The 26,392-nt window shown below is 70.5% G+C and carries 25 protein-coding genes, 2 pseudogenes and 1 riboswitch; of the genes and pseudogenes, 16 read left to right on the top strand and 11 right to left on the bottom strand.

The window, feature by feature from the left end:
- Nucleotides 1-81 precede the first annotated feature (81 nt).
- Genes ACN27F_RS20345 through ACN27F_RS20355 form a run of 3 tightly spaced genes read left to right on the top strand, consistent with a single transcriptional unit; the run spans nt 82 to nt 2,213 of the window.
- Nucleotides 82-387 carry a putative quinol monooxygenase gene (locus tag ACN27F_RS20345; RefSeq protein ID WP_421435736.1) on the top strand — a complete coding sequence of 102 codons (306 nt, stop codon included), beginning with the start codon at nt 82-84 and terminating at the stop codon, nt 385-387.
- A 45-nt stretch (nt 388-432) separates the two neighbouring features.
- Nucleotides 433-1,452, top strand: a complete 1,020-nt coding sequence (locus ACN27F_RS20350) for an alpha/beta hydrolase (RefSeq protein ID WP_421435738.1) — start codon at nt 433-435, stop codon at nt 1,450-1,452.
- 2 nt (nt 1,453-1,454) lie between these two features.
- Nucleotides 1,455-2,213, top strand: coding sequence for an SDR family NAD(P)-dependent oxidoreductase (locus ACN27F_RS20355; RefSeq protein WP_421435741.1), 759 nt, complete (start codon nt 1,455-1,457; stop codon nt 2,211-2,213).
- A gap of 13 nt (nt 2,214-2,226) precedes the next feature.
- On the opposite strand, the gene ACN27F_RS20360 is transcribed toward ACN27F_RS20355, so the two are convergent.
- Nucleotides 2,227-3,123 (bottom strand): RNA-guided endonuclease InsQ/TnpB family protein, encoded by an 897-nt coding sequence (locus tag ACN27F_RS20360; RefSeq protein WP_421435742.1) that lies wholly within the window; start codon nt 3,121-3,123, stop codon nt 2,227-2,229.
- 7 nt (nt 3,124-3,130) lie between these two features.
- Here ACN27F_RS20360 and tnpA point away from each other — a divergent pair.
- Nucleotides 3,131-3,394: pseudogene (gene tnpA, locus ACN27F_RS20365) on the top strand (IS200/IS605 family transposase); the annotation flags it as partial.
- 218 nt (nt 3,395-3,612) lie between these two features.
- Here tnpA and ACN27F_RS20370 read toward each other — a convergent pair.
- Nucleotides 3,613-3,798 (bottom strand): DUF397 domain-containing protein, encoded by a 186-nt coding sequence (locus tag ACN27F_RS20370; RefSeq protein WP_421435745.1) that lies wholly within the window; start codon nt 3,796-3,798, stop codon nt 3,613-3,615.
- Nucleotides 3,795-4,577, bottom strand: a complete 783-nt coding sequence (locus ACN27F_RS20375) for a helix-turn-helix domain-containing protein (protein ID WP_421435748.1) — start codon at nt 4,575-4,577, stop codon at nt 3,795-3,797. Before ACN27F_RS20375 ends, ACN27F_RS20370 begins: the two co-directional genes overlap by 4 nt.
- A gap of 160 nt (nt 4,578-4,737) precedes the next feature.
- Between ACN27F_RS20375 and ACN27F_RS20380 the strand changes: the two genes are divergently transcribed.
- Both ACN27F_RS20380 and ACN27F_RS20385 read left to right on the top strand, forming a co-directional pair.
- Complete coding sequence (locus ACN27F_RS20380) at nt 4,738-5,220, top strand: hypothetical protein (protein ID WP_421435751.1); 483 nt, start codon at nt 4,738-4,740, stop codon at nt 5,218-5,220.
- Complete coding sequence (locus ACN27F_RS20385) at nt 5,210-5,515, top strand: hypothetical protein (RefSeq protein ID WP_421435752.1); 306 nt, start codon at nt 5,210-5,212, stop codon at nt 5,513-5,515. The genes ACN27F_RS20380 and ACN27F_RS20385 overlap by 11 nt, the downstream gene beginning before the upstream one ends.
- A 114-nt stretch (nt 5,516-5,629) precedes the next feature.
- On the opposite strand, the gene ACN27F_RS20390 is transcribed toward ACN27F_RS20385, so the two are convergent.
- Genes ACN27F_RS20390 through ACN27F_RS20400 form a run of 3 tightly spaced genes read right to left on the bottom strand, consistent with a single transcriptional unit; the run spans nt 5,630 to nt 8,837 of the window.
- Entirely contained in the window at nt 5,630-6,586 is a 957-nt protein-coding gene (locus ACN27F_RS20390; RefSeq protein ID WP_421435754.1) for an SEC-C metal-binding domain-containing protein, read from the bottom strand.
- Complete coding sequence (locus ACN27F_RS20395; RefSeq protein WP_421435756.1) at nt 6,516-8,075, bottom strand: sensor histidine kinase; 1,560 nt, start codon at nt 8,073-8,075, stop codon at nt 6,516-6,518. Before ACN27F_RS20395 ends, ACN27F_RS20390 begins: the two co-directional genes overlap by 71 nt.
- 6 nt (nt 8,076-8,081) lie before the next feature.
- Entirely contained in the window at nt 8,082-8,837 is a 756-nt protein-coding gene (locus tag ACN27F_RS20400; protein WP_421435759.1) for a response regulator transcription factor, read from the bottom strand.
- A gap of 125 nt (nt 8,838-8,962) precedes the next feature.
- On the opposite strand from ACN27F_RS20400, the gene ACN27F_RS20405 reads away from it, so the two are divergent.
- From ACN27F_RS20405 to ACN27F_RS20425, 5 genes and pseudogenes are all read left to right on the top strand, one after another.
- The gene (locus ACN27F_RS20405; RefSeq protein WP_421435761.1) at nt 8,963-9,607 is read left to right on the top strand and encodes a class I SAM-dependent methyltransferase; all 645 of its coding nucleotides are present in this window, start codon (nt 8,963-8,965) and stop codon (nt 9,605-9,607) included.
- 249 nt (nt 9,608-9,856) lie between these two features.
- Nucleotides 9,857-11,761 (top strand): M14 family metallopeptidase, encoded by a 1,905-nt coding sequence (locus tag ACN27F_RS20410; protein WP_421435763.1) that lies wholly within the window; start codon nt 9,857-9,859, stop codon nt 11,759-11,761.
- Between the two features lie 103 nt (nt 11,762-11,864).
- Nucleotides 11,865-12,027, top strand: a riboswitch (cobalamin riboswitch).
- 95 nt (nt 12,028-12,122) lie between these two features.
- On the top strand, nt 12,123-13,076 hold the full coding sequence (locus ACN27F_RS20415; RefSeq protein WP_421435766.1) for an ABC transporter substrate-binding protein: 954 nt from the start codon (nt 12,123-12,125) through the stop codon (nt 13,074-13,076).
- Between the two features lies 1 nt (nt 13,077).
- Entirely contained in the window at nt 13,078-14,157 is a 1,080-nt protein-coding gene (locus tag ACN27F_RS20420; protein WP_421435768.1) for a FecCD family ABC transporter permease, read from the top strand.
- 20 nt (nt 14,158-14,177) lie between these two features.
- Nucleotides 14,178-14,951, top strand: a pseudogene (locus ACN27F_RS20425) (ABC transporter ATP-binding protein); the annotation flags it as partial.
- 42 nt (nt 14,952-14,993) lie between these two features.
- On the opposite strand, the gene ACN27F_RS20430 reads toward ACN27F_RS20425, so the two are convergent.
- Nucleotides 14,994-15,761, bottom strand: a complete 768-nt coding sequence (locus ACN27F_RS20430) for a VOC family protein (RefSeq protein ID WP_421435770.1) — start codon at nt 15,759-15,761, stop codon at nt 14,994-14,996.
- Nucleotides 15,762-15,901: 140 nt separating this feature from the next.
- Here ACN27F_RS20430 and ACN27F_RS20435 point away from each other — a divergent pair, with 140 nt between their 5' ends.
- Nucleotides 15,902-17,530: an alpha/beta hydrolase fold domain-containing protein gene (locus tag ACN27F_RS20435; protein ID WP_421435772.1), complete on the top strand. Its 1,629-nt coding sequence runs from the start codon at nt 15,902-15,904 to the stop codon at nt 17,528-17,530.
- Nucleotides 17,531-17,534: 4 nt separating this feature from the next.
- Here the strand turns inward: ACN27F_RS20435 and ACN27F_RS20440 are convergent, their stop codons facing one another.
- Nucleotides 17,535-18,527 (bottom strand): hypothetical protein, encoded by a 993-nt coding sequence (locus ACN27F_RS20440; protein WP_421435775.1) that lies wholly within the window; start codon nt 18,525-18,527, stop codon nt 17,535-17,537.
- A gap of 59 nt (nt 18,528-18,586) precedes the next feature.
- On the bottom strand, nt 18,587-20,692 hold the full coding sequence (locus tag ACN27F_RS20445; protein WP_421435777.1) for a HelD family protein: 2,106 nt from the start codon (nt 20,690-20,692) through the stop codon (nt 18,587-18,589).
- 211 nt (nt 20,693-20,903) lie between these two features.
- Here ACN27F_RS20445 and ACN27F_RS20450 point away from each other — a divergent pair, with 211 nt between their 5' ends.
- The gene (locus tag ACN27F_RS20450; protein WP_421435780.1) at nt 20,904-21,776 is read left to right on the top strand and encodes a menaquinone biosynthetic enzyme MqnA/MqnD family protein; all 873 of its coding nucleotides are present in this window, start codon (nt 20,904-20,906) and stop codon (nt 21,774-21,776) included.
- A gap of 78 nt (nt 21,777-21,854) precedes the next feature.
- Here ACN27F_RS20450 and ACN27F_RS20455 read toward each other — a convergent pair whose 3' ends face one another.
- Both ACN27F_RS20455 and ACN27F_RS20460 read right to left on the bottom strand, forming a co-directional pair.
- Nucleotides 21,855-22,724 carry a serine hydrolase gene (locus ACN27F_RS20455; protein WP_421440342.1) on the bottom strand — a complete coding sequence of 290 codons (870 nt, stop codon included), beginning with the start codon at nt 22,722-22,724 and terminating at the stop codon, nt 21,855-21,857.
- A gap of 148 nt (nt 22,725-22,872) precedes the next feature.
- Entirely contained in the window at nt 22,873-23,871 is a 999-nt protein-coding gene (locus ACN27F_RS20460) for a hypothetical protein (protein WP_421435781.1), read from the bottom strand.
- 319 nt (nt 23,872-24,190) lie between these two features.
- Between ACN27F_RS20460 and paaA the strand changes: the two genes are divergently transcribed.
- Genes paaA through paaC form a run of 3 tightly spaced genes read left to right on the top strand, consistent with a single transcriptional unit; the run spans nt 24,191 to nt 26,372 of the window.
- Nucleotides 24,191-25,324 (top strand): 1,2-phenylacetyl-CoA epoxidase subunit PaaA, encoded by a 1,134-nt coding sequence (paaA, locus tag ACN27F_RS20465; RefSeq protein WP_421435783.1) that lies wholly within the window; start codon nt 24,191-24,193, stop codon nt 25,322-25,324.
- Nucleotides 25,324-25,623: a 1,2-phenylacetyl-CoA epoxidase subunit PaaB gene (paaB, locus tag ACN27F_RS20470; RefSeq protein ID WP_421435785.1), complete on the top strand. Its 300-nt coding sequence runs from the start codon at nt 25,324-25,326 to the stop codon at nt 25,621-25,623. Before paaA ends, paaB begins: the two co-directional genes overlap by 1 nt.
- A complete protein-coding gene (gene paaC, locus ACN27F_RS20475) occupies nt 25,620-26,372 on the top strand; it encodes a 1,2-phenylacetyl-CoA epoxidase subunit PaaC (RefSeq protein WP_421435787.1) in 753 nt (250 codons plus the stop codon). Before paaB ends, paaC begins: the two co-directional genes overlap by 4 nt.
- The last annotated feature ends 20 nt before the right edge of the window (nt 26,373-26,392 follow it).

Raw genomic sequence — 26,392 nt, forward strand, 5'->3', positions numbered from 1 at the left:
TCCTCCCGGCCGTGGTGATGTCATGGGTATGTCGATATGCCGGGAGCGCACGAGCGCCCGATCCTCGCGGAAGGCCTTTCCATGATCGTCAACCACGGTTTCCACGCCACCATGACGGCCCAGCCGGGCAAGGGTGACGAGGTCGTCAAGCTCCTGCTCGACGCGCCCGCCCTGCCCAACGGCGACTGCGTCGTCTTCCTCGTCGGCCGCTCCGCCAGCAACCCGGACACGGTCTCCGTCACCGAGGGCTGGACCAGCCAGGAGGCGCACAGCGCCTTCTTCGCCACCGAGCCGGCGCAGGCGCTGGTCGCGAAGCTGCAGCCGCTGCTGGCCGGTGAGTCGCAGTACACCGACGCGGTGCCGGTCGGCGGCAAGGCGACCTTCTGATACCGCGCTGAGACCGCAGCCCCCTACAAGCTCAAGGACACCCTCATGACACTGCCCCGACCGGAACTCGATCCCGAGTTGCGTACCGCCCTCGCCGACATGCCGCTCGTACCGCGACTCGACGCCGAGCTGCTCGCGCAGCTCCGGCCGTTGTCGTCGACGCCGATCGAACCACTGCTCGACGGCCGTGCCGTCGACCGGCGCGAGGTCACGATCCCCGGCCCGGACGGCGTACGGATCCCGCTGACGATCCTGCGCCCCGCACAGACCGACCAGACCAACCGAACCGACCGCGATGACCATGCCGGCCCGGCACCATGCGTCTACTGGATCCACGGCGGCGGGATGGTCATGGGCGACCGCTACTCCCAGATCGACATCCCGCTGGAGTGGCTGGACCGGTTCGGCGTGGTCGTGGTCTCGGTGGACTACCGGCTGGCACCGGAGGCCAGCGGCACCACCCTGGTCGACGACTGCTACACCGGTCTGGTCTGGACCGCCGAACACGCTGTCGAACTGGGCATCGACCCGGCCCGGATCGTCGTCGTGGGGGCCAGTGCCGGCGGTGGCCTCGCCGCAGGGGTGACCCTGATGGCGCGCGACCGTCACGCCCCGGCGATCGCCGCCCAGGTGCTGATCGGCCCGATGCTCGACCACCGCAACGGCACCACCTCCAGCCGGCAGTACTCCGGCGAACCCGGGGTCTGGACCCGGGAGTCGAACGAGTTCGGCTGGCGATCGGTGCTCGGCGAGGCGGCCGGCGGCGGCCGACCGGTGCCGGCGTACGTCTCACCCGCACTGGCCGACGACCTCTCCGGCCTGCCCACCACCTACATCGACGCCGGCTCCGCCGAGGTCTTCCGGGACGAGGCCGTCGACTACGCCACCCGGATCTGGGCCGCCGGAGGCCAGGCCGAGCTGCACGTCTGGGCCGGCGGCTGCCACGGCTTCGACGCGCTGTTCCCGCAGGTGCCGGTCTCGGCCGCCGCCCGGCGTACGCGCAGCGACTGGCTCGCCCGCAGCCTCGGCAATGTCCCGGTTCACCAGCACGAACGGATTGGATGATCATGCGAGTAGCAGTTGTCACCGGCGCCAGCTCCGGCATCGGGCAGAGCGCGGCCGTCCAGCTCGCCGAGCGGGGTGCCGGGGTGATCCTCACGTACCTTGGCAACCAGCCGGGAGCGCTCGACACGGTCGCCACCATCGAAAAGAACGGTGGTACGGCGGTCGCGCTGCGGTTGGACGTCGGCCGGTCGGAGACCTTCCCCGCCTTCCGTGACTCGGTGGTCGCCGCGCTGCGCGACACCTGGCAGCGGGACACGTTCGACCACCTGGTCAACAATGCCGGATTCGGCCAGATGGCGGCGTTCGAGGACACGACCGAGGAGATGTTCGACGGGCTCATGCGGGCCCTGCTCAAGGGTCCGTACTTCCTGACCCAGACGCTGTTGCCGCTGCTGGTCGACGGTGGTGCCATCGTCAACGTCGCCAGCAACTCGGCCTCGTTCGCCGGCATGGAGAGCGGGTACTCCGCCTACGGCACGATGAAGGGCGGCCTGGTGGTGCTGACCCGCTACATGGCCAAGGAGTTCAGCCCGCGTGGCATCCGGGTCAACTCGATCTCGCCCGGTTCCACCCGCACGCGGATCGCCGACAACGCCTTCGAACGCTACCCCGAGGTGATCCCGGGCCTCGTGGCCAGGACCGCCCTGGGTCGGCTCGGCGAACCGGACGACATCGGCATGGTCATCGCGACGCTGCTCGGCGAAGAGGGTCGCTGGATCACCGCGCAGGACATCGAGGTCTCCGGCGGCTACAACCTTTGACATCCTCCTCGCTCTAAGGGACGAGGATTCCCTCCACGCTGCGTGTGGAACACACGGCGTCCGGGTGGGTTACCGCTTCACTGCGCGGTGCCGGGACACGTCCTGGTCTTACCTGCGCTCGACGGTCGTTGAAGTCCGCCTGTCCGGCGGCCTTGATGTTGATGGCGGCGTTGATGTCCCGGTCGTGGTGACTGCCGCACGGGCAGTCCCACTCCCGGACGTTCAACGCGATCTCCTCGTTGATCCGGCCGCAGTCGGAGCACATCCGGGTGGACGGGAAGAACCGGTCCACCCGGGCGAAGGTACGCCCGTACCGCTCCGCCTTGTACTCCAGCATGCCGGTGAAGGCGGCCCAGCCCGCATCGTGCACGGATTTCGCCAGCCGAGTCCGGCCGAGACCAACAACGCACAGGTCCTCGACGTACACCGCTTGGTTGTCGCGGATGATCGCCGTGGACAGTTTGTGCTGCCAGTCCCGCCGGGTGTCGGCCACCCGCGCATGAGCGCGAGCGACCCGCACGATGGCTTTCCTACGGCGGTTGCCGCCCTTCTGCTTGCGCGCGAGGGCCCGCTGCGACCGTTTGAGTTTGCGGGCCGCCCGGCGCAGAAACTTCGGGGCGGTGATCTTCGTGCCGTCGGACATGACCGCGAAGTGGGTCAGGCCCAGGTCGATCCCGATCTCGGAGTCGACCGGCGGCAGCGTCTCGTCCTCGCCGATGGTCACGACGAACGAGGCGACATACCGCCCGGCCGCGTCCTTGATGATCGTCACGCTGGATGGATCCGAGGGCAGGACCCTCGACCAGCGGGCCGGCAGGTCGCCGATCTTCGGCAACCGCAGGCGGCCGTTGTCGCAGACCTTGAACAGGGTGTTCGCCGACCGGCACCTGACCCGGATGGAGACGATCATGCGAGACGTGTGCGCCGACTTCGAAACCGAACTGGTCGAGTTCAACGGAGAGAACAACCACGTCCACCTGCTGGTCAACTTCCCGCCCAAGGTCGCCGTGGCACGGCTGGTCAACAGCCTCAAGGGCGTCTCCTCGCGCCGCCTCCGGCAGGAGTTCCCCGACCTGACGCGCCACTACCACCGGGCCAACAAACTCTGGTCCGGCTCGTACTTTGCCGGATCTGTCGGCGGTCCACCGCTGAACGTCATCAAGCAGTACATCGAGCAGCAGAACCGTCCCGGTCAAGACACCGCTCGGGCCTGGCGACCCTCCCAGCGCGGGCCTTCACCCCCGGCCTGAAGGCCGGAGCACTGGCCCGCATCCCGGTAGCAGTTGCGGGCGGCGAACCGGCAACGCCCCCGCGAGCCTGGACCGGCCGAGATCACCCGGCCGATCCAGGCTTGGCGGTATCAGCGCCGGATGTCAGCGTCAGGTCTCAGCGCCGAATGTCAGCGCCGGGTGTCGACGTCGGCGATGAACGCCGACCAAGCGGTCGGGGCGAAGGTGAGGGTGCCGCCGGTGCGGTCCTTGCTGTCGCGGACCAGCACCCGGCCCGGCAGGTTGTCGGCGACCTCGACACAGTTGCCACCGTTGCTGTTGCTGCGGCTGGAGGTGCGCCACGCTGGCTGGGTCATAGCTCTTCCGCCATCCTCGCGATCAGGTCCCGGGACGCGTCCCGGGGCAGTGCCACCGAGCGTATCGCCTCCCACACGCTGACGAGGGCGGCGACCTTGGCCGGCTCCTGGATGGTGTGACCGTCCACCTGGTCCTCCAGATAGGCCACGTTCGCCCCGGAGGTCAGAGTGGCCAGCACGAAGTTGCCGGGCTGACCGGCGTAGAGCCCGACGCTGAGCGGCACCACGTGCAGCAGCACCCGGGTGCGCTGCGCCATCTCGGCCAGGTGCAGCAACTGCTCCTTCATCATCACCGGGTCACCCCGGCGCAGCGCCGCCTCGTCGACGATGAACGAGCAGATCGGCGGCGACTTGCGGTCAAAGACGGTGGACTGGCGGGCGAGCCGGTGCGCCAGCCGCTGCTCGGCCACGTCGGGCTGGAGCAGGCCGGCGGCGAGCACCGCACGGGCGTACGCCTCGGTCTGCAACAGCCCCGGAACGTAGGTCGGCTCGTATCCGCGTAGCATCTCGGCCTCGGCCTCGTAGTCCGGCCACGGCTGGAACCACTGCGGCGGGGCAGCCTGGCGGGCGTCGGCGACGGTCTCCTTCACCAGGGTGCCGCTGCTGAACACGGCGTCGATCTGCTCGGCGGTGTCCGGCATCGGGATCTGCCGTGCCGTCTCGAACTTGGCGACCAGCGAGGTGGAGACGTTGAGCCGTTGGGCCAACTGCTCCTGAGTCATGCCTCCGTTGGTGGCCCGAAGGAACTTGAGAATTCGTGGAACCCCGTTATTACTCACGAACTACCGACCCTTCCCTTTCAAGATCGAATATGGCAAGGCGTGACGCTGAGCCGTGCCTATCTTCCGGTGCGGGCGCTTAAAAGTCCAGGGTGGATTGGCAAGAAGTATTTGAATCGAAGGGGATGCGATGATCAAAAACGAGGGGAGTGGTCGACCGGTGCGGCGAATCGCGCCGTCACCCGTTACCGGGCGGACCTGGCCGCCGCTGCCGAAACGCACTCCAGCAAAGGCCGACGTCGATAACGATCCGCGCTTCCGGCTGATGGGCGCCCGCGCGGTGGTGCCGGCTCCGCGCCGGGCCGGCGGTCCGGGCGGTCGTGGATTCACCCCGGATCCCGAAGCCGACCAGGTGCTGCGGTACGCGCGGGAGGTCGCCGAGAAGCACCTGCCGATCCGTACGGGTGAGTGCCCGGCCTGCGGTGTGGTCGCCTTCTGCGCGCCGTTCACGATGGCCCTCGCGGTGCTCGACCGGCGTGACGTGCCGCGAGCCCGGCGGATTCGGACCGTGCTCACCGTGGCCGGGCTGCGGCCTCCGGAGTTTCCACATCCAGCGGACGGCGACGAGGGCAGTGACGGCAACGGCAACGGCAGCGGTGACGGCGACAATGACGGTGACGGGTGGTGTGACATTGTCTGCTGAATCGCTGCTCACCGTCGGTGATGTGCTGCATTTGAAGGCGGCCGACTGGGCATTCGGCAACAGCGCGGTGACCATCCGGGTGTCGCATCTGCGGCACGGTCACGACATTCCGCACGTGACCATGATCGCGGTCATGGGCACCTTCGTCAGCGGCCCGCGGGCCGGTCAGATGATGATGTTGTCGGTGTTCAAGCACGCGTTGCGCCGGCCCGGAGTCGTCGAACGCGACGGACGACCGGTGGTGGTGGCTGCGCCGCCCGGTGACGCCGTCGACGACCACGATCCGGGCGCGTGAGTCAGAACAGGGCACCGTGGGTTTAGGGTCTCTGGTGCTCACATTGATCTTGAGATCGTCTGTAGGTACGGCGAGGCCGGTCCCGGCCTCAGCCGGTTCCGGTCAGGTCCGGCGTCAGGCACCCAGACCGGCTCGGCCGCAGCACTTCTTGTACTTGGTGCCCGATCCGCACCAGCACGGATCGTTGCGCGACGGCGGCCAGACGATGGTGTTCTGCTCGGCGGCCAGCCTGGCGTAACGGGTCTTCACCGCCGGGTCGAGCGGAGACTCACCGATCTGCTCGGCGAACTCGGACAACCCGGCGACCGTCGCCGGGACCACCCGGATCGCCGGCACCCCGCTGTCGGCCAGTTCGCGCCAGCGACGCTCGGCCGCCGGGTAGTGCTCCTCGTCAGAATCGGTGTACGTATCGGGCCAGCGGCGGCGGGCCTCGGCCCGCTCCGCGCGCTGGAACACCAGCAGCCGCAACTGCTGGGGTACCCGACCCGACTCGAAGGCATGACGCGCCTCGTCCAGCGTGGTCGGCTCCCCGACCGACGCGGCCATCTGTTGCAACGGTGCCACCGGGGCGATCTCGTCGGTGGCGTCGGCCGGCAACCCGAGCCGGTGCCGGATCTCGCGCCGGCCCCGGACCACCACCGACGACATCTGCATCCACCCGTTCGGTCCGCGCAACGCCTCGATCTCCTCGGGCGTCAGGCGGGCGACGGCCCGGTCGTACCACTGCAGTGCTGCGGCCAGGTCGCCGCGTTCGGCCAGCAACTCGGCCACCAGCGTGCACTGCCCCTCGCCCAGCGCCGGGTCGCGGGCGAGCCGGTCCAGCTCCGCGTACGCCTCGCCGTCCGCCCCTACCGCGAACTCGACCTCGGCCAGCTCGCACCGGGCGTAACAGCCGTCCTCGCCGCCCGCCGCGATCACCTCGGTCAGCAGCTCGCGAGCCCGGTCCAGTCGGCCCGCCGTCCGCCAGATACCGGCCGCTTCCAGCAGGATCTCGTACCGTTCAGCCGGATACTTGTCCGCGTCGGCCTCCATTGCCGCCGCAGCCGCCGCCTGGTCTGCCGTAGTCGTCACCACGGCCGCAGACCGTACCCGGTGTGCCCGGCGACATCACCGCGACACCCCGGTCGATAGGGGCTGGTCCGGTGGGGACGGTGAACCAGATGGTGGTGCCGGTGCCCGGGGCGGTGTCGACACCGACCTCGCCGCCGAGGGCGCGGACCGTGCCGGCGACGATCGCCAGCCCGAGACCGCTGCCCTCGGTGACACCGCCTGCCGCCCCGGCACGGTAGAAGCGGTCGAAGACCCGGTCGGCGGCGTCCGGCGGCAGCCCCGGCCCGGCGTCCGACACTGCCACCCGCACCCGACTCGGACCGGCGTCGGCGTGCACCGACACTTCGGCGCTCGCCTCGGCCGGCGTGTGCGCCCGTACGTTGGCCAGCAGGTTGGCCAGCACCTGGCGCAGCGCGTCCGCGTCCCCGCACACCCACACGTGCGGCGGCGAGTCCAGCGCGATCACCCGCTGCGGCTCGACGGCGAGCGCGTCGGCGACCGCGTCCCGGGCCAGCACCGCGATGTCGACCGGCTCGGTCTGCAACTGTGGTTCGGCGTCCAGCCGGGCCAGGAACAGCAGATCGGTCACCATTTTCGACATCCTGGTCGCCTCGTCGTCGAGCCGGCGCAGCACGTCCGGCCGCCGCCGCTCGTCGACCATGCCGCCGCGCAACAGTTGCGTGTAGCCGCGGATCGCGGTCAGCGGGGTACGCAGCTCGTGTGACGCGTCGGCCACGAACGAGCGCATCCGCTCCTCCGAGCGGGCCCGGGCGGCCAGCGCGGCGTGGATCCGGTCCAGCATTCCGTTGACCGCGAGGGTCAGCCGGCCCGCTTCGGTGCGCCGTACCCGTCGCGGGTCGTCGGTGATCGGCACCCGGCGGTCCAGTTGCCCGCCAGCGATAGCGTCGGCGGTGTGCGCGATGTCGTCCAGCGGGCGCAGCCGGGCCACGATCAGCATCCGGGCCAGGAGCGCCAGCAGCACGGCGACCCCGGCCGAGACCAGCACCTCGATGCCGAGCAGCTGGGCCACGGTCTCCCGGACCGGGGTCAGCGGCAGCCCCAGCAGCACCACGGAGGGGCCGGCGTCGATGGTGACCACCCGGTAACGCCCCTGCGGCGTGGTGATGTTGGTCAGCGGCGACTGCCCGCCGGGTGGCGGTGCCGGTGCGACGTCCAGCAGCGGGGTCACCGGCACCGGTGCGGTGGAGGCGAACCGGGTCACCTCGCCGTCATCGGTCCGGATCTCCACCAGGAACTCGGTCGGGCCGAGTACCGCGCGTACCGCCTGGTCCCGTTCGCCGATCCGGGCGATCTGCCGGCTGCCTTCGGTGACCAGCGCGGCGGCCGTGGCGAGTTGATCGTCGGTCTGGTTCATCAGTTGCTGGTGCAACGCGACCGCGCTGACCAGACCGGTGATCAGCAGCGCGGTGCAGGTGAGCGCGACGGTGGCGGCGATCAACGAGCGGCGCAGCGACCAGCGCGGGGCGCGGCGGACCGGGGTACGCGGCATGACGGCTCACCCCTTCGCGGCGGTGCGCATCGCGTAGCCGAAGCCGCGGTGGGTGACGATCAGCGGCTCACCGAGCGGGTCCAGTTTGCGGCGCAGATAGCCGATGTAGGTGTCGACCACGTTCGACTCGCCGCCGAAGTCGTAGCGCCACACCGCCTCCAGGATCTGGGTGCGTGACAGGACCCGGCCGGCGTTGAGCATCAGGTAGCGCAGCAGCTTGAACTCGGTCGGCGAGAGCTGGACCGGGGTGCCGGCCCGCTGCACCAGCAGGGTGTCCTCGTCCAACTCCAGGTCGGCGTACCGCAGCACGGAACCGGCCGACCCCGCCGAACCGCCATGGGCACCCGGTCCAGCCGGGTCGCCCGCCCCGGACCGGCCGGAGCCGGCGCCCACCCGGCGCAGCACCGCCCGTACCCGGGCCAGCAGTTCCTCCACCGCGAACGGCTTGGTCAGGTAGTCGTCGCCGCCGAGGGTGAGCCCGGAGACCAGATCGCGGCGGGCGTCGCGGGCGGTCAGGAAGACGATGCCGAACCGGTGTCCGCGTTCGCGCAGCCGCCGGCACAGCTCGAAGCCGTCGCCGTCGGGCAACATCACATCGAGTACGACGAGATCCGGCCGGACCGACTCGGCGAGCTGCTGCGCCTGTGCGACGGTGGTCGCGGAGTCGACCGTGAACCCGTGGAAGGTGAGCACGGTGACCAGCATGTCGACGATGTTCGGCTGGTCGTCGACGATCAGGATGTGTCCGGCTGAGCTGCCCATACCTGCCGATCAGAGCACGGGTTCATGAGAAAAGGATGAGAATCGGCTGAGGTCGTCGCCGACGGCGGGTACCGGCGATCACGCGTCACTGGCGGTCCGCCGGCAGCGCCGCTACCGTGCTGCCAGTGTCTGATGCCGGTTTCCTGAGCGCCACCCGCGACTCGTACGACAGCATCGTCGGCGAGTACGTCGAGGGGGTGAAGACGGCCCTCGACGAGGCGCCGCTGGATCGAGCCATGCTGGGCATGTTCGCCGAGCTGGTGCGGTCGACGGGCAACATTACGGTCGCCGATGTCGGCTGCGGCCCGGGTCGGGTCACTGTGCTGTTGGCCGGACACGGGTTGGACGCCTTCGGTGTCGACCTGTCCCCGGGGATGATCGGGTACGCCCGGCAGGCGTACCCGGGGCTGCGGTTCGAGGTGGGCTCGATGCTCGACCTGGACCTGCCGGACGGTGGGCTCGGCGGGCTGCTCGCCTACTTCTCGATCATCCATTTACCGTGGCAGCGGCGGCCAGCGGCGTTCGCCGAGTTCCACCGGGTGCTGGTGTCGGGCGGCTATCTGATGCTGGTCTTCCAGATCGGCGACGACATCCGACACCGGGACGAGTTCGAGGGCAAGCAGATCGATCTGTGCTTCCACCGGCAGCGGCCGGCCGAGGTGGCGCGGTTGTTGACCGAGGCCGGCTTCCTGGTCCTGGTGACCGTCGAGCAGACCCCGCCGACACCGGACCGGCCGCCGCTGGGCATCCTGGTCGCCCGCAGACCCTGACAACGCCTCTCGCGGCAGGGCGGGCGGCGCGGATGGCCGCACACCCTGAGGATACGGCCGATCGGCTCACCGGCCGAGCGCAGTTCATCGGCGGGCCAACGCATCGTGTGGTGTCCGGTACGCGAAGTATCTGGGTGGTGTGATGATCAGCTTGGCATGGAACGGAGCGTAATTGATATTGATATGACCATGTGACAGATGGTGCAGTTGTCGCAACAGCGGGATCCTCCCCACCCCCAGGAGGTTTGTATGCGATTCCGCGCACCATCGGCGGCGACCGGCTCGTCATGGCGCAGGACCATCGTCCTGGCCATCGCAGCCGTCGTCGGCCTGTTCGCCATCCTGACCGGCCCAGTGTCGGCAGATCCCACACCCGCCGGCGTGGATCGCGAGTCGATCGCCGGCCCCTACCGGGTCCTCGGGCCCCGCACCCTCGCCGATCGCGACGCGGTGGCGCGAACCGGTGCCGCCATCGACTACATCGAGCACGGCGTGCTCAACATCACCGCGACCCGTGCCGAAGTCCGGGCGATCCAGGCGCTCGGCTTCGACGTCGATGCGGTTCGTGCTCCGACCACCGGTGAGTCGGACGACATCACCACGATGGACTTCCCGCCGGCCGACTCGGCTTACCACAACTACGCCGAGCTGACCACGGTGGTCAACCAGGTGGTCGCCAGCCACTCGAACATCGCCCGCAAGATCAGCATCGGGACCTCGTACGAGGGCCGCGACCTGATGGCGGTGAAGATCTCCGACAACGTCGCCACCGACGAGGACGAGCCGGAGATCCTGTTCAACCACCAGCAGCACGCCCGTGAACACCTCACCGTCGAGATGGCGGTGTACCTGCTGAACCTGTTCACCGACAACTACGGCAGCGACTCACGGATCACCAACATCGTCAACACCCGCGAGATCTGGATCGTGCCCACGGTCAATCCGGACGGCAGCGAGTACGACATCGCCACCGGGTCGTACCGGTCCTGGCGCAAGAACCGGCAGCCCAACAGCGGTGCCGTCGCGGTCGGCACCGACCTGAACCGCAACTGGGACTACCTGTGGGGCTGCTGCGGCGGCTCGTCCGGCTCTCCGTCGTCGGCGACCTACCGTGGCCCGTACGCCTTCTCCGCCCCGGAGACCCAGGCGCTACGCAACTTCGTCAACAGCCGGGTGGTCGGCGGTGAGCAGCAGATCAAGGCCAACATCGACTTTCACACCTACTCGGAGCTGGTGCTCTGGCCGTTCGGCTACACCACCTCGAACACCCCCTCCGGGATGACCGCCGACGAGTACAACACCTTCGCGACCCTCGGCGGACAGATGGCGGCGACCAACGGCTACACCCCGCAACAGGCCTCCGACCTGTACATCACCGACGGCAGCAGTATCGACTGGATGTGGGGTGTGCACGACATCTGGGCGTACACGTTCGAGATGTACCCCGGCTCGTCCGGCGGTGGCGGTTTCTACCCGCCCGACGAGGTGATCCCGGCCCAGACCGCCCGCAACCGGGAAGCGGTGCTGATGCTCAGCGAGTACGCCGACTGCCCGTACCGGGTGATCGGCAAGGAGGGCCAGTACTGCGGCGGTGGCGGCCCCGTCGACCCGCCCGGCACCACCGTCTGGGCGGACACCTTCGAGACCGCGACCGGGTGGACCACCAACCCCAGCGGCACGGACACCGCCAGCACCGGGCAGTGGGAGCGCGGCGTCGCGCAGGCCACCAGCTCCGGCGGGGCGTTGCAGCTGACCGCGTACCAGGGCAGCAACAGCCTGGTCACCGGGGCGGCGGCAGGCTCCTCGGCCGGGTCGTACGACATCGACGGTGGCTCCACCAGTGCCCGCTCGCCGGCGATCGCGCTGCCGTCCAGCGGCACCCTGACCCTGTCCCTGGCCTGGTACCTGGCCCATCTGAACAACTCGTCGTCGGCGGACTACTTCCGGGTCAGCGTGGTGCACAGCGGTGGCACGACCACCCTGCTCAACCAGGCCGGTGCGGCCAGCAACCGGTACGGCTCCTGGTCGACCGGCAGCTACAACCTGACCCCGTACGCCGGGCAGTCGGTGCGCATCCTGGTCGAGGCGGCGGACGCTTCCACCGCCAGCCTCGTCGAGGCCGCCATCGACGACGTACTGATCACCAGCTCCTGACCTGACACTCAGGTCCGATCAACGCGGGCCGCCGTGCGACGCAGCTCACCGTACGGCGGCCCGCCCACCTGCCCGTCTGCCTGCCCGTCTGCCCGCCCACCGGCCCGCGTTGTCGCAGGTCGGTGCGGGTGAGTTACCGTGCTGACGATCACCTGTGCAGCGAAGCCGGTGCGATTCCGGCACTGTCCCGCAACTGTGAGCCTCGACAGGTCCGTGCTCCGGTCGCCGAGGCGAGTCAGGTCGCCTGCCGCGTGGTCGCGAGAACCAGCGCTCTCGAGGAAGGGCGCCTCGCCACCTGGCCGGAGCGCGGCGCGCCCGACCTGTCGGCGAAGCACCAGACCTCGACCGACAGGAGGCCCAGATGAACCGACCCGTAGCGGTACGGGCGACCGTGCTGCGCGCCACGACGGCCGCCGCTGCCGTGATCCTGACCGTGGCCGGCTGCGCGACGTCCGAGCCGGACGCGCCGTCGGCGGCCGGCAGCCCGAGCAGCGGTGCCGGCTTTCCGGTGACGGTCGGCGAGCTGACCCTGGACGAACGTCCGGAGCAGATCGTCGCGCTGTCGCCCACCGCGACCGAGATGCTCTTCGCGATCGGTGCCGGTGACCAGGTGAGCGCGGTCGACGACAACTCGAACCACCCGCCCGAGGCACCGATCACCGACCTGTCCGGATTCACCCCGAACGCGGAGGCGATCGCCAGCTACGACCCCGATCTGGTGGTGCTCTCCGGGGACACCAACGGGGTGGTCGCCGGGCTGTCCCGGCTGGACATCCCGGTCTACCTGGCCGAGGCGGCGGTGACGCTGGACGACACGTACCGCCAGATCACCGAGTTGGGCACGCTGACCGGGCACGTCGACACGGCGGCCGACCTGGTCACGACCATGCGGGCGGACATCGACAAACTGGTCGCCGACGCGCCGACGACGGCCGAGCCGCTGACCTACTACTACGAACTGGACCCGACGTTCTACTCGGTGACCAGCAAGACCTTCATCGGGTCACTGTTCAGCCTGGTCGGCCTGGAGAACATCGCCGACCCGGCGGACGCCGATGACCAGTCCGGTGGCTACCCGCAGTTGTCCGCCGAGTCGGTGATCGCCGCCGATCCGGACCTGATCTTCCTGGCCGACACGAAGTGCTGTCAGCAGGACGCCGAAGCGGTGGCGCAACGGGCCGGCTGGTCGACCATCAGCGCGGTGCGGGCCGGCCAGGTGGTCGAGCTCGACGACGACATCGCCTCCCGGTGGGGGCCCCGCGTCGTCGACCTGGTCCGGTCCATCGTCGACGCGGTTGCCGCGGCGACCTCCTGAAGTGTCGATCGACGCGGGCGGCGGGGTCGTGCCCCGTCGCCGGCCGGGCCTGACCGCCGGTTGGTTCGCGGCGGCGCTGCTGGTCGCCGGACTGGCCGTGCTGGCCGGCCTCGCCTTCGGCCCGGCCAGCCTGCCGCCGCTGCGGGTCGCCGTCGAGCTGGTCGACCTGTTGCCCGGCGTGCACGTCGACAGCGGGTTGACCGAACGCGAGGTGGCGATCGTGACGCAGCTGCGGCTGCCCCGGGTGGTGCTGGCGTCGCTGGTCGGCGGCATGCTGGCACTGGCCGGCGGCTGCTACCAGGGCGTGTTCCGCAATCCGCTGGCCGATCCGCACCTGCTCGGGGTAGCCGCCGGTGCCGGCCTGGCGGTGACCACGGTCATCGCCCTGCGGTCGGCGGGCGGTGTGCTGACCGGGCTGCCGGTGACCGTGCCGCTGGCGGCGTTCGTCGGGGCGCTCGGCGCCGTCGGGTTGACGTACCTGCTCGGTGCGGCCGGTGGCCGGGACCGGTCGCCGGCGACGCTGATCCTCGCCGGGGTGGCGGTGTCCGCCTTCCTCGCCGCCGGGCAGACGTACCTGCTGCAGCGCCACGTCGACACCATCCGCGAGGTCTACTCCTGGCTGCTCGGCCGGCTCGCCACCGACGGCTGGCACGAGGTACGACTGATCCTGCCGTACGCGGTGCTCTCCGCCGCCGTGGTGCTGGCCCACCGGCGTGAGCTGGACGTGCTGTCGGTGGGTGACGAGGAGGCGGCCAGCCTCGGCCTGCACCCGCAGCGCTCGCGGTACCTGCTGCTCGGCGCCGCGTCACTGGGCACCGCGGCGGCGGTGTCGGTGTCCGGGCTGATCGGGTTCATCGGGCTGATCGTGCCCCATCTGGTCCGGCTGGTCGTCGGGGCCAGCTATCGGGTCATCCTGCCGCTGGCGGTGCTCCTGGGCGGGGCGTTCCTGACCGCCGCCGACGTGATCGCCCGCACCGTGGCCGCGCCGGCAGAGATCCCGATCGGTGTGGTCACCGCCTTCTTCGGTGCCCCGTTCTTCGTGCTGGTGCTGCGTACCACCCGGCGAGCGGTGACGTTGTGAGGTCGGCTGATCCAGCTCCGGTGACCGCCCGGGGCCTCCGGGTACGACTCGGTGACACCACCGTGCTCGACGGAGTGGACCTCACCGTGGCTGCGGGCGAGTGGGTGGCCGTGATCGGCCCGAACGGGGCCGGCAAGTCGACCCTGCTGCGGACGACCGGCGGCCTGCTGCCCGCCATCGGCGGCACCCTCGACCTGTTCGGTACGCCGATCGACCGGCTCAGCCGGCGGGCTCGGGCCCGGCTGGTGGCTACCGTCGTGCAGTCGCCGGCGATCCCGGCCGGGATGTCGGTCGCCGAGTACGTGCTGCTTGGGCGCACCCCGTACATCCCGCCGTTGGGCCGGGAGTCGGCGGCGGACCTGGCGGTGGTGGCGCAGGTGCTGGACCGGCTGGCGCTGGGCACGTTCGCCGCACGGGAGCTGAGCACCCTGTCCGGCGGAGAGCGCCAGCGGGTGCTGCTGGCCCGGGCGCTGGCCCAGCAGGCACCGTTGCTGCTGCTGGACGAGCCGACCAGCGCCCTGGACATCGGTCACCAGCAGGAGGTGCTGGAGTTGGTCGACGAGTTGCGGCGCGACCGTGGGCTCAGCGTGCTGGCCACCATGCACGACCTGTCGGTGGCCGGCGAGTACGCCGACCGGCTGGTGCTGCTGGCCGACGGCCGGGCGGTCGCCGACGGCCGCCCGGAGCAGGTGCTCACCGAGGAGAATCTGGCCCGGTACTACCGGGCCCGGGTCCGGGTGCTGCCGGGCGAGCACGGCCCGCTGGTGGTGCCGGTACGCGATCGCGCCGGCCCGGCAGCGCCTTGCGGCCCGGCAGCGCCCGCCGGTCCCGAACGATCAGTCGCCGGCGATGCGGATGACCGAGAAGAAGGCGCCCTGCGGGTCGTTGAGCACGGCGAACCGGCCGTGCGGCAGATCGGTCGGAGGGACTGACACCGTGCCGCCGATCGCGCGGGCATGCGCGGCGGTGGCGTCGCAGTCGTTGACCGCGAAGTAGACCATCCAGTGTGCCGGCAGGTCGGCCGGCCAGTCGTCGCCGACCATCGGCATCATGCCGGCGACCGGCTGCTGCTCCACCAGCCACTCGGTATACATGATCGGCGGAAACGGGGTGTCGCGGTTCTCCCAGTCGAACACCGCGCCGTAGAACTCCTTGGCACCGTCCGGGTCGCGGGTGGTCAGCTCGTTCCAGCAGAGCGAACCCGGCACGTTGAACAACTCGGCGCCAGCCATCTCCAGCGGCTGCCAGGCCGCGAAGGTGGCGCCCCCGGGATCACTGAAGACGGCGGCCCGGCCGCGGTCGGCCACGTCGAACGGTGGCATCAGCACCGTCCCACCGGCCGATTCGACGAGTTTCGTGGTGGCCTGCACGTCCAGCGTGCCCAGATAGGTGGTCCACGTCGGTGGCTGGCCACCAGTGGAGACCGTTCCCGCCCCGGCGACCGGTTTGGCATCCTTGGTGAAGATCGTATAGCCCGCCGAGTCCGGATCGTCTGAGACCTCGGCGGTCCAGCCGAACAACTCACCGTAGAACCGGATCGCTGCGGGCAGGTCGGCAGTGCCGAGGTCGACCCAGGCGGGGACCCCGGCCGTGGCGACGGGCATGGTGGCCTCTCCTCCTGCGGGGTGGGCGGCACGTCGGCAAAGTCCCCGCAGCCCGCATCCTGGCACCACTGACCGACACTTCGGGCCGGAATCATGCCGGATGCCGTGGATAACCCGCTGAGCAGGGGTAATACAGCCGGGTGAGACAGTCGTACGAGACGCGGCCCGGCGACATCGACCGGGCGATCAACGACGACCACATCCTGCTCGATCGGCTGTTCCAGCAACTTGAGGCCGATCAGGGCGATCGGCGGATCCTCGCCGACCAGGTGGTGTACCGGCTGTCCATCCACCTGGCCGCCGAGGAGCAGGCCTTGGATCCGGTGTTCGAAGAGCCCGAGGTCGCCGACCAGTTCGCCGCCGCCGGCCAGCCGGCCGGCGAACTGACCGAACTGGTGCGGCGGGGTCGACACAACCGCCAGCGGATCAAGGAGGCGGCGGCTGAGATCGACCGCTCCAGACCCGGCAACCTCGACTTCGAAGAAGCACTCAGCCATCTGATCGCCGAGGTCCGGCGCCAGGCCACCGAGCAGGAAGGCACCCTGCTGCCGGCGCTGCGCGCGGCCGTGGGACCGGATCGGATGGCGCAGCTCGGTGCCCGGTTCACCGAGGCCAAGCACCGGGCACCGACCCACCCCCATCCGCAGGCGCCGAACAATCCCAGAAGCAGCCGGCTGCTGGGCGGCCCGGCCGGGCTGATCGACCGGCTCCGGGACCGCACCTCCGGGCGGCGCGGCTGGATCGCCACCGACGCGTCCGGGCGCCTCGAACCGCAGTCGCAGGCACTGCTGGACGCGTTCGCCGCGCTGGGCCCGCGTCCCACCGAGATCCTCGACCCGGTCGAAGCACGGCGGCAGCCCACTCTCGCCGACGCGGTGGCCCGGATCCGTACCGATCGGGGTGATCTCGACGAACGGGAACCGGTCGACTCGGTCTTCGAGTACGCCGTCGACGGCCCGGCCGGGGCGGTGACGCTGCGGGTCTACCGGCCGACCTCGGCGTCGCCGGCCGGCGGGCTGCCGGTGCTGATCTACCTGTATCCCGGCGGCTGGGTGGTCGGCAGCCTGGACACCTACGACGCCACTCCCCGGGCGCTGTGCAACAAGGAGCGGTGCCTGGTCGTGGCGGTGGACTACCGGCACGCTCCGGAACACCCGTTCCCGGCCGCCCACGACGACGTGCTGGCGGCGACCCGCTGGCTGCTGACCAACGTCGGCGAGATCGGTGGCGACCCGAACCGGATCGCCATCGCCGGTGAGGCGGCCGGCGGCAACATGGCCGCGGCCACCTGCCTGCAGTTGCGCGACGCCGGGCAACGGCTGCCGCTGCTGCAGGTGCTGATCTATCCGGTGACCAGCCTCGGCGTGGACACCGAGTCGTCGATCGACGCGGCCGACGCCAGCCCGCTGAACCGGCCGATGCTGAGCTGGTTCGCCCGGCACGCGTTTCCCGACCCGGGGATGCTCGCCGATCCCCGGGTCGCACTGCTCGACCTGCCGGTACAGCGACTCGCCGGGCTGCCGCCGGCGGTGGTCATCACGGTGGAGCGTGACCCGCTGCGCAGCCAGGGGCAGGCGTTCGTGCAACGTCTGCGAGCCGCCGGTGTGCAGGTCGAACACATCCACTACGACGGCGTACCGCACGAGTTCTTCGGCATGGGTGCGGTGCTGGACGTGGCCGGTGAGGCCCAGGACCGGGTGGCCACGGCGCTGCACACCGCGTTCAACCCGTCCGGTCAGTCGGCCAGTGGCTGGCCGACCGGCATCTGAGGACTCAGCGGTCGGCCAGGTCGGCGACCGTGTTCACCAGACCCGCCGCCGTCCGCGGGTCCTGGGTCGTCGCCACGAAGTAACGACCGTCGGACAGCTCGACCCGGATGCCGGGCCCGGAGCGCAGGATCAGGCCACGGCCACGCATGTCGCGATGGCGGCGGTACCCCCAGCCACCCCACTCGCCCGGACGTACCGCGGTTTCCGCAGCCCCGGATATCTCCCGCGCCGGTACGGTGATCCGCGGCCATCCCCACGGGCCGAATCCCACGTGGATTCCGCGCCGGTCGATGACGAGCCGATTGATCAGCGCGAAGACCAGCCACGCCATCGCGACCAGCACCGGGCTGGCCACCCAGACGTTGATCCAGGCGCCCAGCACCGCGGCGAGCAGCACCAGCGGTGCCAACAGCAGCAGACCGGGCCCGGTGATGGTCCCCTTCTCCACCCAACCGACCTCGCCGGGCGGTAGCGGCGCCCGGGGCAGGTCGTTCGCCGGCGGCCCGCTCGCCGGCGGATGTGGCGGCGGTGTGCCGCAGGCCAGGTAGGCCAGCACCGTCCAGCCGGCCACGCCCAGCAGCAGCACGGGAACGTGCCAGGTGGGAGCGGGCGCGAGCACCGGGTCGACCACGTCGAGCGACAGCGACACGGTGGTCGACCAGATGCCGCCGACGAAGGCGGAGACCGCCGCGCCGATGGTCACTAGCCAGCGGCGCAACCGCCAGCGCAGGCCCAACGGCAGCACACCGACGGCGGCGAGGACCGCGCCGGCGGCCGCGCCGATCGTGTAACCGGTGACGCTGTGGGTCAGCGAGCTGGTGGCGTCGACCGCGCTGCTGGCGTCCCAATGCATCGGCAACCGGTCCGGCAGCCGGTGCCGCAGCAGTTCAGCGGTCAGCGGCACCAGGGCGACCGGCAGCACCGCGGCGAGAAAGCCGAGCATCCGCCGGCCGTTCCCGCCGACGCGCCCCGCCCCGCCCGTAGCACTTTCGCCCACCGGCCAATTGTTTCCCAGCTGCCGCCGCGACAACCCCGTGGGGCGGTCGTCCCTGGTATTCAGCTGTCTGCTACCGCCGTAGCGGGCGTGGCGGCGGTCGTCGTCGCGGCGGCCAGGACCGTCGGCAACGGTTCGGCGTGCACCACCACCAGCCGGGAGACCGCGCGGGTCAGCACCACGTACAGCCGGTGCAGACCGCGCGGTTCCGCCGCGACGATCCGGGCCGGCTCGACCACCACCACGTGGTCGTACTCCAGTCCTTTGACCTCGCTGGCGGCGACCACCGCCACCCGGGTCGCGGGATCGGCCGGCGCGGCGCCGGCGACCGGGACGCCGGCCGCCACCAGCGCGTCGCGGACGGCGCCGAGTGCGGCGTCCGCGCCGATCACCCCGACCGAACCGTCGTGCGCCAGGGCCGAGCGGACCTCGGCCACCGTCGCGGCCACCGGATCGGCGACGGTACGCAGCTCAAGCGTGCCGTCCCGGCGCAGCGACACCGCGGCCGGTACGTCGACCCCGAGCGCCGGCAGCAGCCGGTTGGCCAGTGCCACCACCGCCGCCGGCACCCGGAACCCGACGGTCAGCGGCACCACCGCCGCGTCCGGCCGGCCGAGGTGGGCCAGGCTGCGCCGCCAGTCGGTGGCGGCCCACGGCGCGGTGCCCTGTGCCAGATCGCCGAGCAGGGTGATCGAGCCGTGCTCGCTGCGCCGGGCGATCGCCCGGCACTGCATCGGGGACAAATCCTGCGCTTCGTCGACGATGACGTGCCCGAAGCCGGACGGGCGTTCCAACAGGCCGGCCACCTCGTCGATGAGCACCAGATCGGCCTCGGTCCAGCTGGTCGAGCGGACCGACCTGGCCGGCGGCCGTAGCAGGGCCGCCTGCTCGGCGTCGTCGAGCAGACCACCGGCCGCGGCGGCCAACCGCCGCGCGTCGGTGAGCAGCCGGAGCACCACCTGCTCCGGGGCCAGCGCCGGCCAGACCCGGTCCATGAAGGCCCGGACCGGGACGGCTCGGGCCATCCGGCGCAGCCAGGCGTCGCTCGGTGACTCCGCGCGTCGGGTCTCCGCCTGGCGTTGCAGCAGCCCGACGACCCGGGCCAGCACCCGGTCCCGGCCGGTGCGGTACGGCGGGTCCTCCGCACGTACCGACCGCACCACGCCGCGCAACGCTTCGACGGTGATCCGCCAGCGGAACGAGCCGTCGGCGACCACGATCGGTTCGGTCGGCTCACCGAGGTACGCCGCGACGGCCCGGCGCAGCACCTCGGCCATCCGCGGATCGTGTTTGAGCGCGGCGGCCTGTTCGCCGTCCTCGGCCCGCACCGGGACACGGCCGATCAGTTCGGCGATCGTGCTCTGCCCGACCTCCACCTCGCCGAGCGCGGGCAGTACGTTCGCGATGTAGGCGAGGAACGCCCGGTTCGGCCCGAGGACCAGTACGCCGGTACGGCGCAGTTGTTCGCGGTAGGCGTACAGCAGATACGCGGCCCGGTGCAGACCGACCGCGGTCTTGCCGGTGCCCGGCGCACCCTGTACGCAGATCGAGGTGGCCAGGTCGGCGCGGACGAGCTCGTCCTGCTCGGGCTGGATGGTGGCCACGATGTCGCGCATCGGGCCGACCCGGGGACGCTCGATCTCACTGGTCAGGATGCGGCTGGTGGTGCCGAGTTCCTCGCCCCGGTGCAGGTGTTCGTCCTCGAAGCTGGTCAGCTCGCCGCCGGCGTAGCCGAACCGGCGGCGAACCCGCACGCCGTGCGGGTCGCGGGCACTGGCGCGGTAGAAGGCACGCGAGACCGGGGCCCGCCAGTCGAGCACCATGGGTTCGCCGAGATCGTCGGTGACGTGCCGACGTCCGATGTGGTAGCGGTTGCCGGCGGGCTCGTTCGAGTCGGCAGGTTCGATCGAATCGTCGTGACCGTGCGTGTCGGCGCCGAACTCCAGCCGGCCGAAGAACAACGGCGTGTTCGGGTGGTCGGCGAGCTCGGCCACCCGTCGGGCGAGTGTGCTGCCGAGGGTTTCTGCGGTGTACCGGTCGCCGGCGACGTTCTCACCGGCGGCGAAGAGCCCCTGCGCTCGTTCGCGCATGCGGCGCAGGGCGGCACGGGATGCGGTGAGGTGTTCGCGTTCGGCGTCGAGGTCGGTGTTGAGCTCGGGTGCGGGCACGCTGAGTCCTTGCCGGGTCGTCTGCCTGCTCGCTTCGCGTATCCGGGCGCGGATGGCCGACGCCGGCGCGGGGACGTCCGCTGCGGTGCGTGCTCACCGCGGCCGTCAAAGCGGCCTTTGACACTACGCGGCCGGCGTCGCCCGTCAACCGAATTCCGGTGCCGCAGCGACCGGATCGTCCGCCGGTCACGGTAGGGATACGGTAGGGATCATGAGTCAGGGTGACGGGGGTACGGGCGGCGAGTTGCGCCGGCCACGGGTCGGGCACATCCAGTTTCTGAACTGCCTGCCCATCTACTGGGGGCTGATGCGCTCCGGGGCGCTGCTCGACGTCGATCTGCACAAGGACTCGCCGGAACGGCTCGGTGCCGCGCTGGTCGCCGGTGACCTGGACATCGGCCCGATCTCGCTGGTCGAGTACCTGCGACACGCCGATCGGTTCCTACTGTTGCCGGACATCGCGGTGGGCAGCGACGGGCCGGTGCTGTCGGTCAACATCGTCGCCACCCGCCCGCTCGCCGAGCTGTCCGGCCGGCGGGTCGCGCTCGGCTCGACCTCGCGTACCGGGGTACTGCTGGCCAGGATGCTGCTGGCGCAGCGGTACGCCGCGGCCCCGGACTACTTCACCTGTCCGCCGGACGTCACGCAGATGTTGCTGGAGGCCGACGCGGCCGTGCTCATCGGCGACGTGGCGCTGCGGGCCCGGTACGAGGCACCGGGTCGTGGCCTGACCGTCACCGACCTGGGCGAGGCCTGGCGGGACTGGACCGGGCTGCCAATGGTGTTCGCTGTCTGGGCGGTCCGTCGAGACTTCGCCACCGCCCACCCGGGCCGGGTCAAGGAGGTGCACCAGGCGTTCCTGCGCTCCCGTGATCTCTGCCTGGCCGAGCTCGACGAGGTCGCGCAGGCGGCGGCCCGGTGGGAGCCGTTCGACGCGGCCACGCTGGCGTCGTACTTCCGGGCCTTGGACTTTTCGCTCGGCGAGCGCCAGGTGACCGGGTTGCGGGAGTTCGCCGACCGGGCGGCCCGGCTCGACGCGGCCCCGGCGCTGCCGACCGGCGGCGCGGAATTCTTCCTGCCGTGACGAATTCCACGGCCGGATCGGGTCCTTCCAGCCGGATCGGGTCCTCCCAGGCGAGGCGGATCGGGTCCTTCCAGCCGGTCAGGCCGGAGCCGCAGCCGCGGCAGCGGCCCGCAGTTGTCCGGTGACTCCTCGGCAGACCTCGGCACCGTACGTGTAGGGGCGGCTGGTCGGGAAGCGCACCATGACGCCGAGGGTCCAGCCGTCACCGATCGCCAGGCAGTTGACGTGCCACTCCCGGTCGGCGTCCCGGATCACCCAGCCGTTCTTGATCGCGATGCCGGCGGCGGCCTCTTCCGGGAAGGCCTGGATCACCCCGAAGTTGCCGGGGCTGCGTACGCTGCGCATCTGCTGCAGCAGCCAGTCGGTCCACTCGGGTCCAGCGGCGCGTCCGTCGGCGATGCAGTCACCGAGTCGGGCGACATCGCGTGGGGAGAGCATGGTGGTGCTCCACCGGTTCTGGGTGGAACTGCTGTCGGTCAACGCGCAGATGGCGACCATCCGGTCGATGGCGGCCGATCGGCCGATTTCCTGCCACAGCTGCTCCGCGACAGCGTTGTCGCTGTCCCTGATCATGATCTCCAGTTGCCACATCCGGTAGTCGTTCGGGGTGCGGCCGTCGGCGGTGGCCGCACGCAGGACGTCGGCCGCGATCCACGCCTTGATCAGCGACGCGGTGGTGCTGGTCTGGTCGAGGTTGGCCGACCCGGCGATCTCGCCGGTCCGCCGGTCGAGCATCGCCCACGACCACCAGCCGTCGACGTCGAGGTCGACCTCGGTCGGCGCGATGTCCAGCGGCGGCAAGCTGGGACTGGGAGTCGGGCTGGGGCTCGGGGTCGCGGGCGCCGTACCGTCCGGTGCGGCTGCCGCGACCTGACGTCCTGCGGCCTGATGCTTGCCGGCGGACGGGGCGAGAGGCCCACCGGGCACGAGACGTGACACGGCGAGCATGCCCGCGACGACAACGAGTACGGCGAACAGGATCACCGGCAGCCGACGGCGCGAGGGCAGGTGACGGGCCACGGCCGCGCCGCGGGCCTGTCGGTCCGGACCGGAGGAGCGGGGTTCGCGGCCGGACCGTGCGGGGTTCACGGGCATGTCAGCTTTCGGGGGCAGGGGTGGCCGGGACCGGGGCGGCGGGTAGCCGGATGGAGGCGCCCGCGTGCGGGGTGACGAGTTGCCGGGTCACGTCACGACAGACACCGGCACCATAGTCGAGTCCGTGCGTGCCCGGGTACCGCATCATGACGGCGAGCACCCAGTCGTCGCTGACCGCGAGGCAGTTGAGGTGCCACTGCCGGTCGGCCCAGATCAGCGTCCAACCGTTCTTGATGCCGACGTCGACCTCGTCGAGCATGCTTCGTGGCAGGCCGTCGATGATGCCCCACCGGCCACCGCCGGAGTCTTCCCGCTGCTCGGACGCGGCGGTACCACCACGTACCTGGGCCATCTCGCCGAGCACCCAGTCGGTCCAGTCGGGCCCGGCGGCCGTGCCGTTCTTGACGCATTCACCGAGCAGTACGGCATCCCGGGCGGACATCTGGGTGTAGCTCCACCAGACACTGCGCTCGCCGGACGGAACGACCTTGCGGGTCTGCCGAAGTCCGCACATCTTGATCATGCGGTCGATCACCGCGTCGCCACCGGCGGCGTAGTAGAGCCGGTCGGCGGCGCTGTCGTCGCTGTCCCGGATGGCTGTCACGGCCATCTGCAGGGTCGAGTCGCCGGGTGCGGAGTCGTCGAGCTGGCGTAGGTAGTCCGAGACGATCCAGATCTTGATCATCGACTCGGTGGAGTTGGTATCGGTGATGTTGTCCGATCCGTCGATCTCGCCGGTGGCCCGGTCGAGCAGCGCCCAGGACATGAAGCCGTCGACAGTGACCGAAACGGGTGCGGCGCGCAGGGTCGGTACGACCGGCGGTTGCGGCGAGGCGACCGCGGGGGCAGCATCGGCAGTGGCGTCGGACCGGATTCCGACGGGCTCGTTCGCGACCGGCGTGCCTGCCCCGGCCAGCCGCGCCGAGGCGGTGGGGATCATCAGCACACCACCGACGACCAGGGCTGCGAGCACGACGGTGAGGGTCACGCGAGAGCTCATGGGGGGCCGCTCCGGGAAACTGGACCAGAGATTCCGGTGCTTAAACGGGGCAATGGATCTGGGTGTTGGTGTCGCTCGGGAGTCTACGTCGGCAAGCTCGATAAACCATCGATGCAAGCTTCAAGTTCCGGTTAAGCCGGTGGGCTTCGCTCCATCTTTGTCCCAATAGTAACGCTTTATTGGCACAAAATATGGATAGATATCGTGTTCTTCGCAATCAACCCTACATCCAGCTGTTATCTGACTGCTATGAGTGACAACTTCTCGCGATGTGTTACAGGGCTTGGCTGCAGTCGGGATCACTTGTAACACTGTCAGGATGTACGGCGATGACCCCCTCACGGTGAGTGGTTCGCAGGGCGGGATCCTCGACGAGGTCGAGGCTGCCGAGGCGGAGCTGCGCCGGGCGGCGGTGCGCTCCCGGGCGGGCGCTGCCGGTTCCGGCGCCGCCCGCGATGGTGCCGCCTGCGATGGTGCCGGCCGCGATGGCACCGAGGCGCGCTTCACCGCGACGATCGAAGCTGACCAGAAGATCGAACCGCGGGACTGGATGCCGGACGGCTACCGCCGTACGCTGGTCCGACAAATCGCTCAGCATGCACATTCCGAGATAATTGGGATGCAGCCTGAGGGAAACTGGATCACCCGCGCCCCGAGCCTGCACCGCAAGGCGATCCTGTTGGCCAAGGTCCAGGACGAGGCAGGTCACGGGCTGTATCTGTACGCCGCGGCGGAGACACTCGGCACCAGCCGCGAAGAACTGGTCGACCTGCTGCTCAGCGGACGGCAGAAGTACAGCTCGATCTTCAACTATCCGACGCTCACCTGGGCAGACGTCGGCGCGATCGGTTGGTTGGTGGACGGTGCGGCGATCATCAACCAGGTACCGCTGTGCCGTTGCTCGTACGGCCCGTACGCCAGGGCGATGATCCGCATCTGCAAGGAGGAGTCCTTCCACCAGCGGCAGGGGTACGACATCCTGCACACCCTCGCGCACGGCACACCGGCGCAGCGGCAGTTGGCCCAGGACGCGGTCGACCGCTGGTGGTACCCGTCGCTGGCCATGTTCGGGCCGCCGGACGCCGACTCGACCCACTCCGCCCAGTCGATGGCGTGGAAGATCAAGCGTTTCTCCAACGACGAACTTCGGCAGCGCTTCGTCGACATGTGCGCGCAACAGGTCGGCCCGCTCGGGCTCGCCCTGCCGGATCCCGCCCTGCGGTGGAACGAACAACGCCAGGCGTACGACTTCACGCCGCCGGACTACGACGAACTGGTCCGGGTGATCCGCGGCGACGGGCCGTGCAACCGGCAGCGGCTCAGCCACCGCAACCAGGCCCACACCGACGGGGCGTGGGTACGCGCCGCCGCGCAGGCGTACGCGGCCAAGCAGGCCGAGCGGGCCGGGCCGGCAGGGCAGCTGGAAGATGTCGAGCGGGCCGGCGCGGTTTGATGAGCGAGCAGCCGCCCACCCCGCCGACGCCGTTGTGGGAGGTCTTCGTCCGTTCCCGTCGCGGGCTCGCCCACACCCATGTCGGCAGCCTGCACGCTCCGGACGCCGTCCTCGCCCTACGGCACGCCCGTGACCTCTACACCCGCCGGCAGGAAGGCGTCTCGATCTGGGTGGTCCCGGCGGCGGCGATCACCGCCTCCAGCCCCGACGAAAAGGATGCCTTCTTCGACCCCGCGGCCGACAAGATCTACCGCCATCCGACCTTCTACCAGGTGCCGGACGGAGCGCAGCATCTGTGACCACGACACCCGCCGAGACACTGCTCTGCTGGGCCGACGACGCGCTCGTCGCCGCCCAGCGGCTGGCGTACTGGTGTGCCCGCGCGCCGGAACTCGAAGAGGACGTGGCGCTGACCAACATCGCACTGGACCAGCTCGGCGTCGCCCGGCTGCTGTTGTCGTACGCGGCCGAACAGCTGCCACCCGGCGCGGTGCCGGCGGCTGCGCCGACCGATGAGATCACCGAGGACACCCTGGCCTTCCTGCGCTCGGACCGCGAGTTCCGCAACTGCCTGCTGGTCGAGTTACCCGACCACGACTTCGCCACCGCCGTCGGCAAGCTACTGTTTCTCGCCGCCCACCAGGTCCAGCTCTACGCCGCGCTGTCCGCCGGCCCCGACGAGCAACTCGCCGCCATCGCCGGCAAGGCCGGTAAGGAGTCCGCCTACCACCTGGACCACGCCCGACTCTGGACGCTGCGCCTCGGCGACGGCACGACGGAATCGCACCGGCGGATGCAGGATGCGATCGACGAGCTGTGGCCGTACACCGGGGAACTCGTCGACACGGTGCCCGGCAGCGGCCCGCCGTACCGCCGCGCCGACTGGCTCGCCGTCGTCGAGCCGGTCCTGGCGCAGGCCACCCTGCGCCGCCCCGCCGACGGTTGGCGGCCCGACGGCGGCCGGCACGGCCGGCACACCGAGCACCTGTCGTACCTGCTCGCCGAGATGCAGGTGGTGCACCGGGCGCATCCGGGAGCCCGCTGGTGAGCGGTCGCGGCGAGGCCGCC

Source organism: Solwaraspora sp. WMMB335 (assembly GCF_049179075.1).
GTDB lineage: Bacteria > Actinomycetota > Actinomycetes > Mycobacteriales > Micromonosporaceae > Micromonospora_E.

What these genes read in the sequence shown, in the direction of transcription:
- ACN27F_RS20355 (WP_421435741.1), top strand. Translation starts at nt 1,455, where the DNA reads ATGCGAGTAGCAGTTGTCACCGGCGCCAGCTCCGGCATCGGGCAGAGC.
- ACN27F_RS20455 (WP_421440342.1), bottom strand. Translation starts at nt 22,724, where the DNA reads ATGCTCGCCGTGTCACGTCTCGTGCCCGGTGGGCCTCTCGCCCCGTCC.
- ACN27F_RS20345 (WP_421435736.1), top strand. Translation starts at nt 82, where the DNA reads ATGATCGTCAACCACGGTTTCCACGCCACCATGACGGCCCAGCCGGGC.
- ACN27F_RS20430 (WP_421435770.1), bottom strand. Translation starts at nt 15,761, where the DNA reads ATGCCCGTCGCCACGGCCGGGGTCCCCGCCTGGGTCGACCTCGGCACT.
- paaB (WP_421435785.1), top strand. Translation starts at nt 25,324, where the DNA reads ATGAGCGAGCAGCCGCCCACCCCGCCGACGCCGTTGTGGGAGGTCTTC.
- ACN27F_RS20360 (WP_421435742.1), bottom strand. Translation starts at nt 3,123, where the DNA reads ATGATCGTCTCCATCCGGGTCAGGTGCCGGTCGGCGAACACCCTGTTC.
- ACN27F_RS20460 (WP_421435781.1), bottom strand. Translation starts at nt 23,871, where the DNA reads ATGAGCTCTCGCGTGACCCTCACCGTCGTGCTCGCAGCCCTGGTCGTC.
- ACN27F_RS20400 (WP_421435759.1), bottom strand. Translation starts at nt 8,837, where the DNA reads ATGGGCAGCTCAGCCGGACACATCCTGATCGTCGACGACCAGCCGAAC.
- ACN27F_RS20350 (WP_421435738.1), top strand. Translation starts at nt 433, where the DNA reads ATGACACTGCCCCGACCGGAACTCGATCCCGAGTTGCGTACCGCCCTC.
- ACN27F_RS20450 (WP_421435780.1), top strand. Translation starts at nt 20,904, where the DNA reads ATGAGTCAGGGTGACGGGGGTACGGGCGGCGAGTTGCGCCGGCCACGG.
- ACN27F_RS20370 (WP_421435745.1), bottom strand. Translation starts at nt 3,798, where the DNA reads ATGACCCAGCCAGCGTGGCGCACCTCCAGCCGCAGCAACAGCAACGGT.
- ACN27F_RS20410 (WP_421435763.1), top strand. Translation starts at nt 9,857, where the DNA reads ATGCGATTCCGCGCACCATCGGCGGCGACCGGCTCGTCATGGCGCAGG.
- ACN27F_RS20415 (WP_421435766.1), top strand. Translation starts at nt 12,123, where the DNA reads ATGAACCGACCCGTAGCGGTACGGGCGACCGTGCTGCGCGCCACGACG.
- paaA (WP_421435783.1), top strand. Translation starts at nt 24,191, where the DNA reads ATGTACGGCGATGACCCCCTCACGGTGAGTGGTTCGCAGGGCGGGATC.
- ACN27F_RS20395 (WP_421435756.1), bottom strand. Translation starts at nt 8,075, where the DNA reads ATGCCGCGTACCCCGGTCCGCCGCGCCCCGCGCTGGTCGCTGCGCCGC.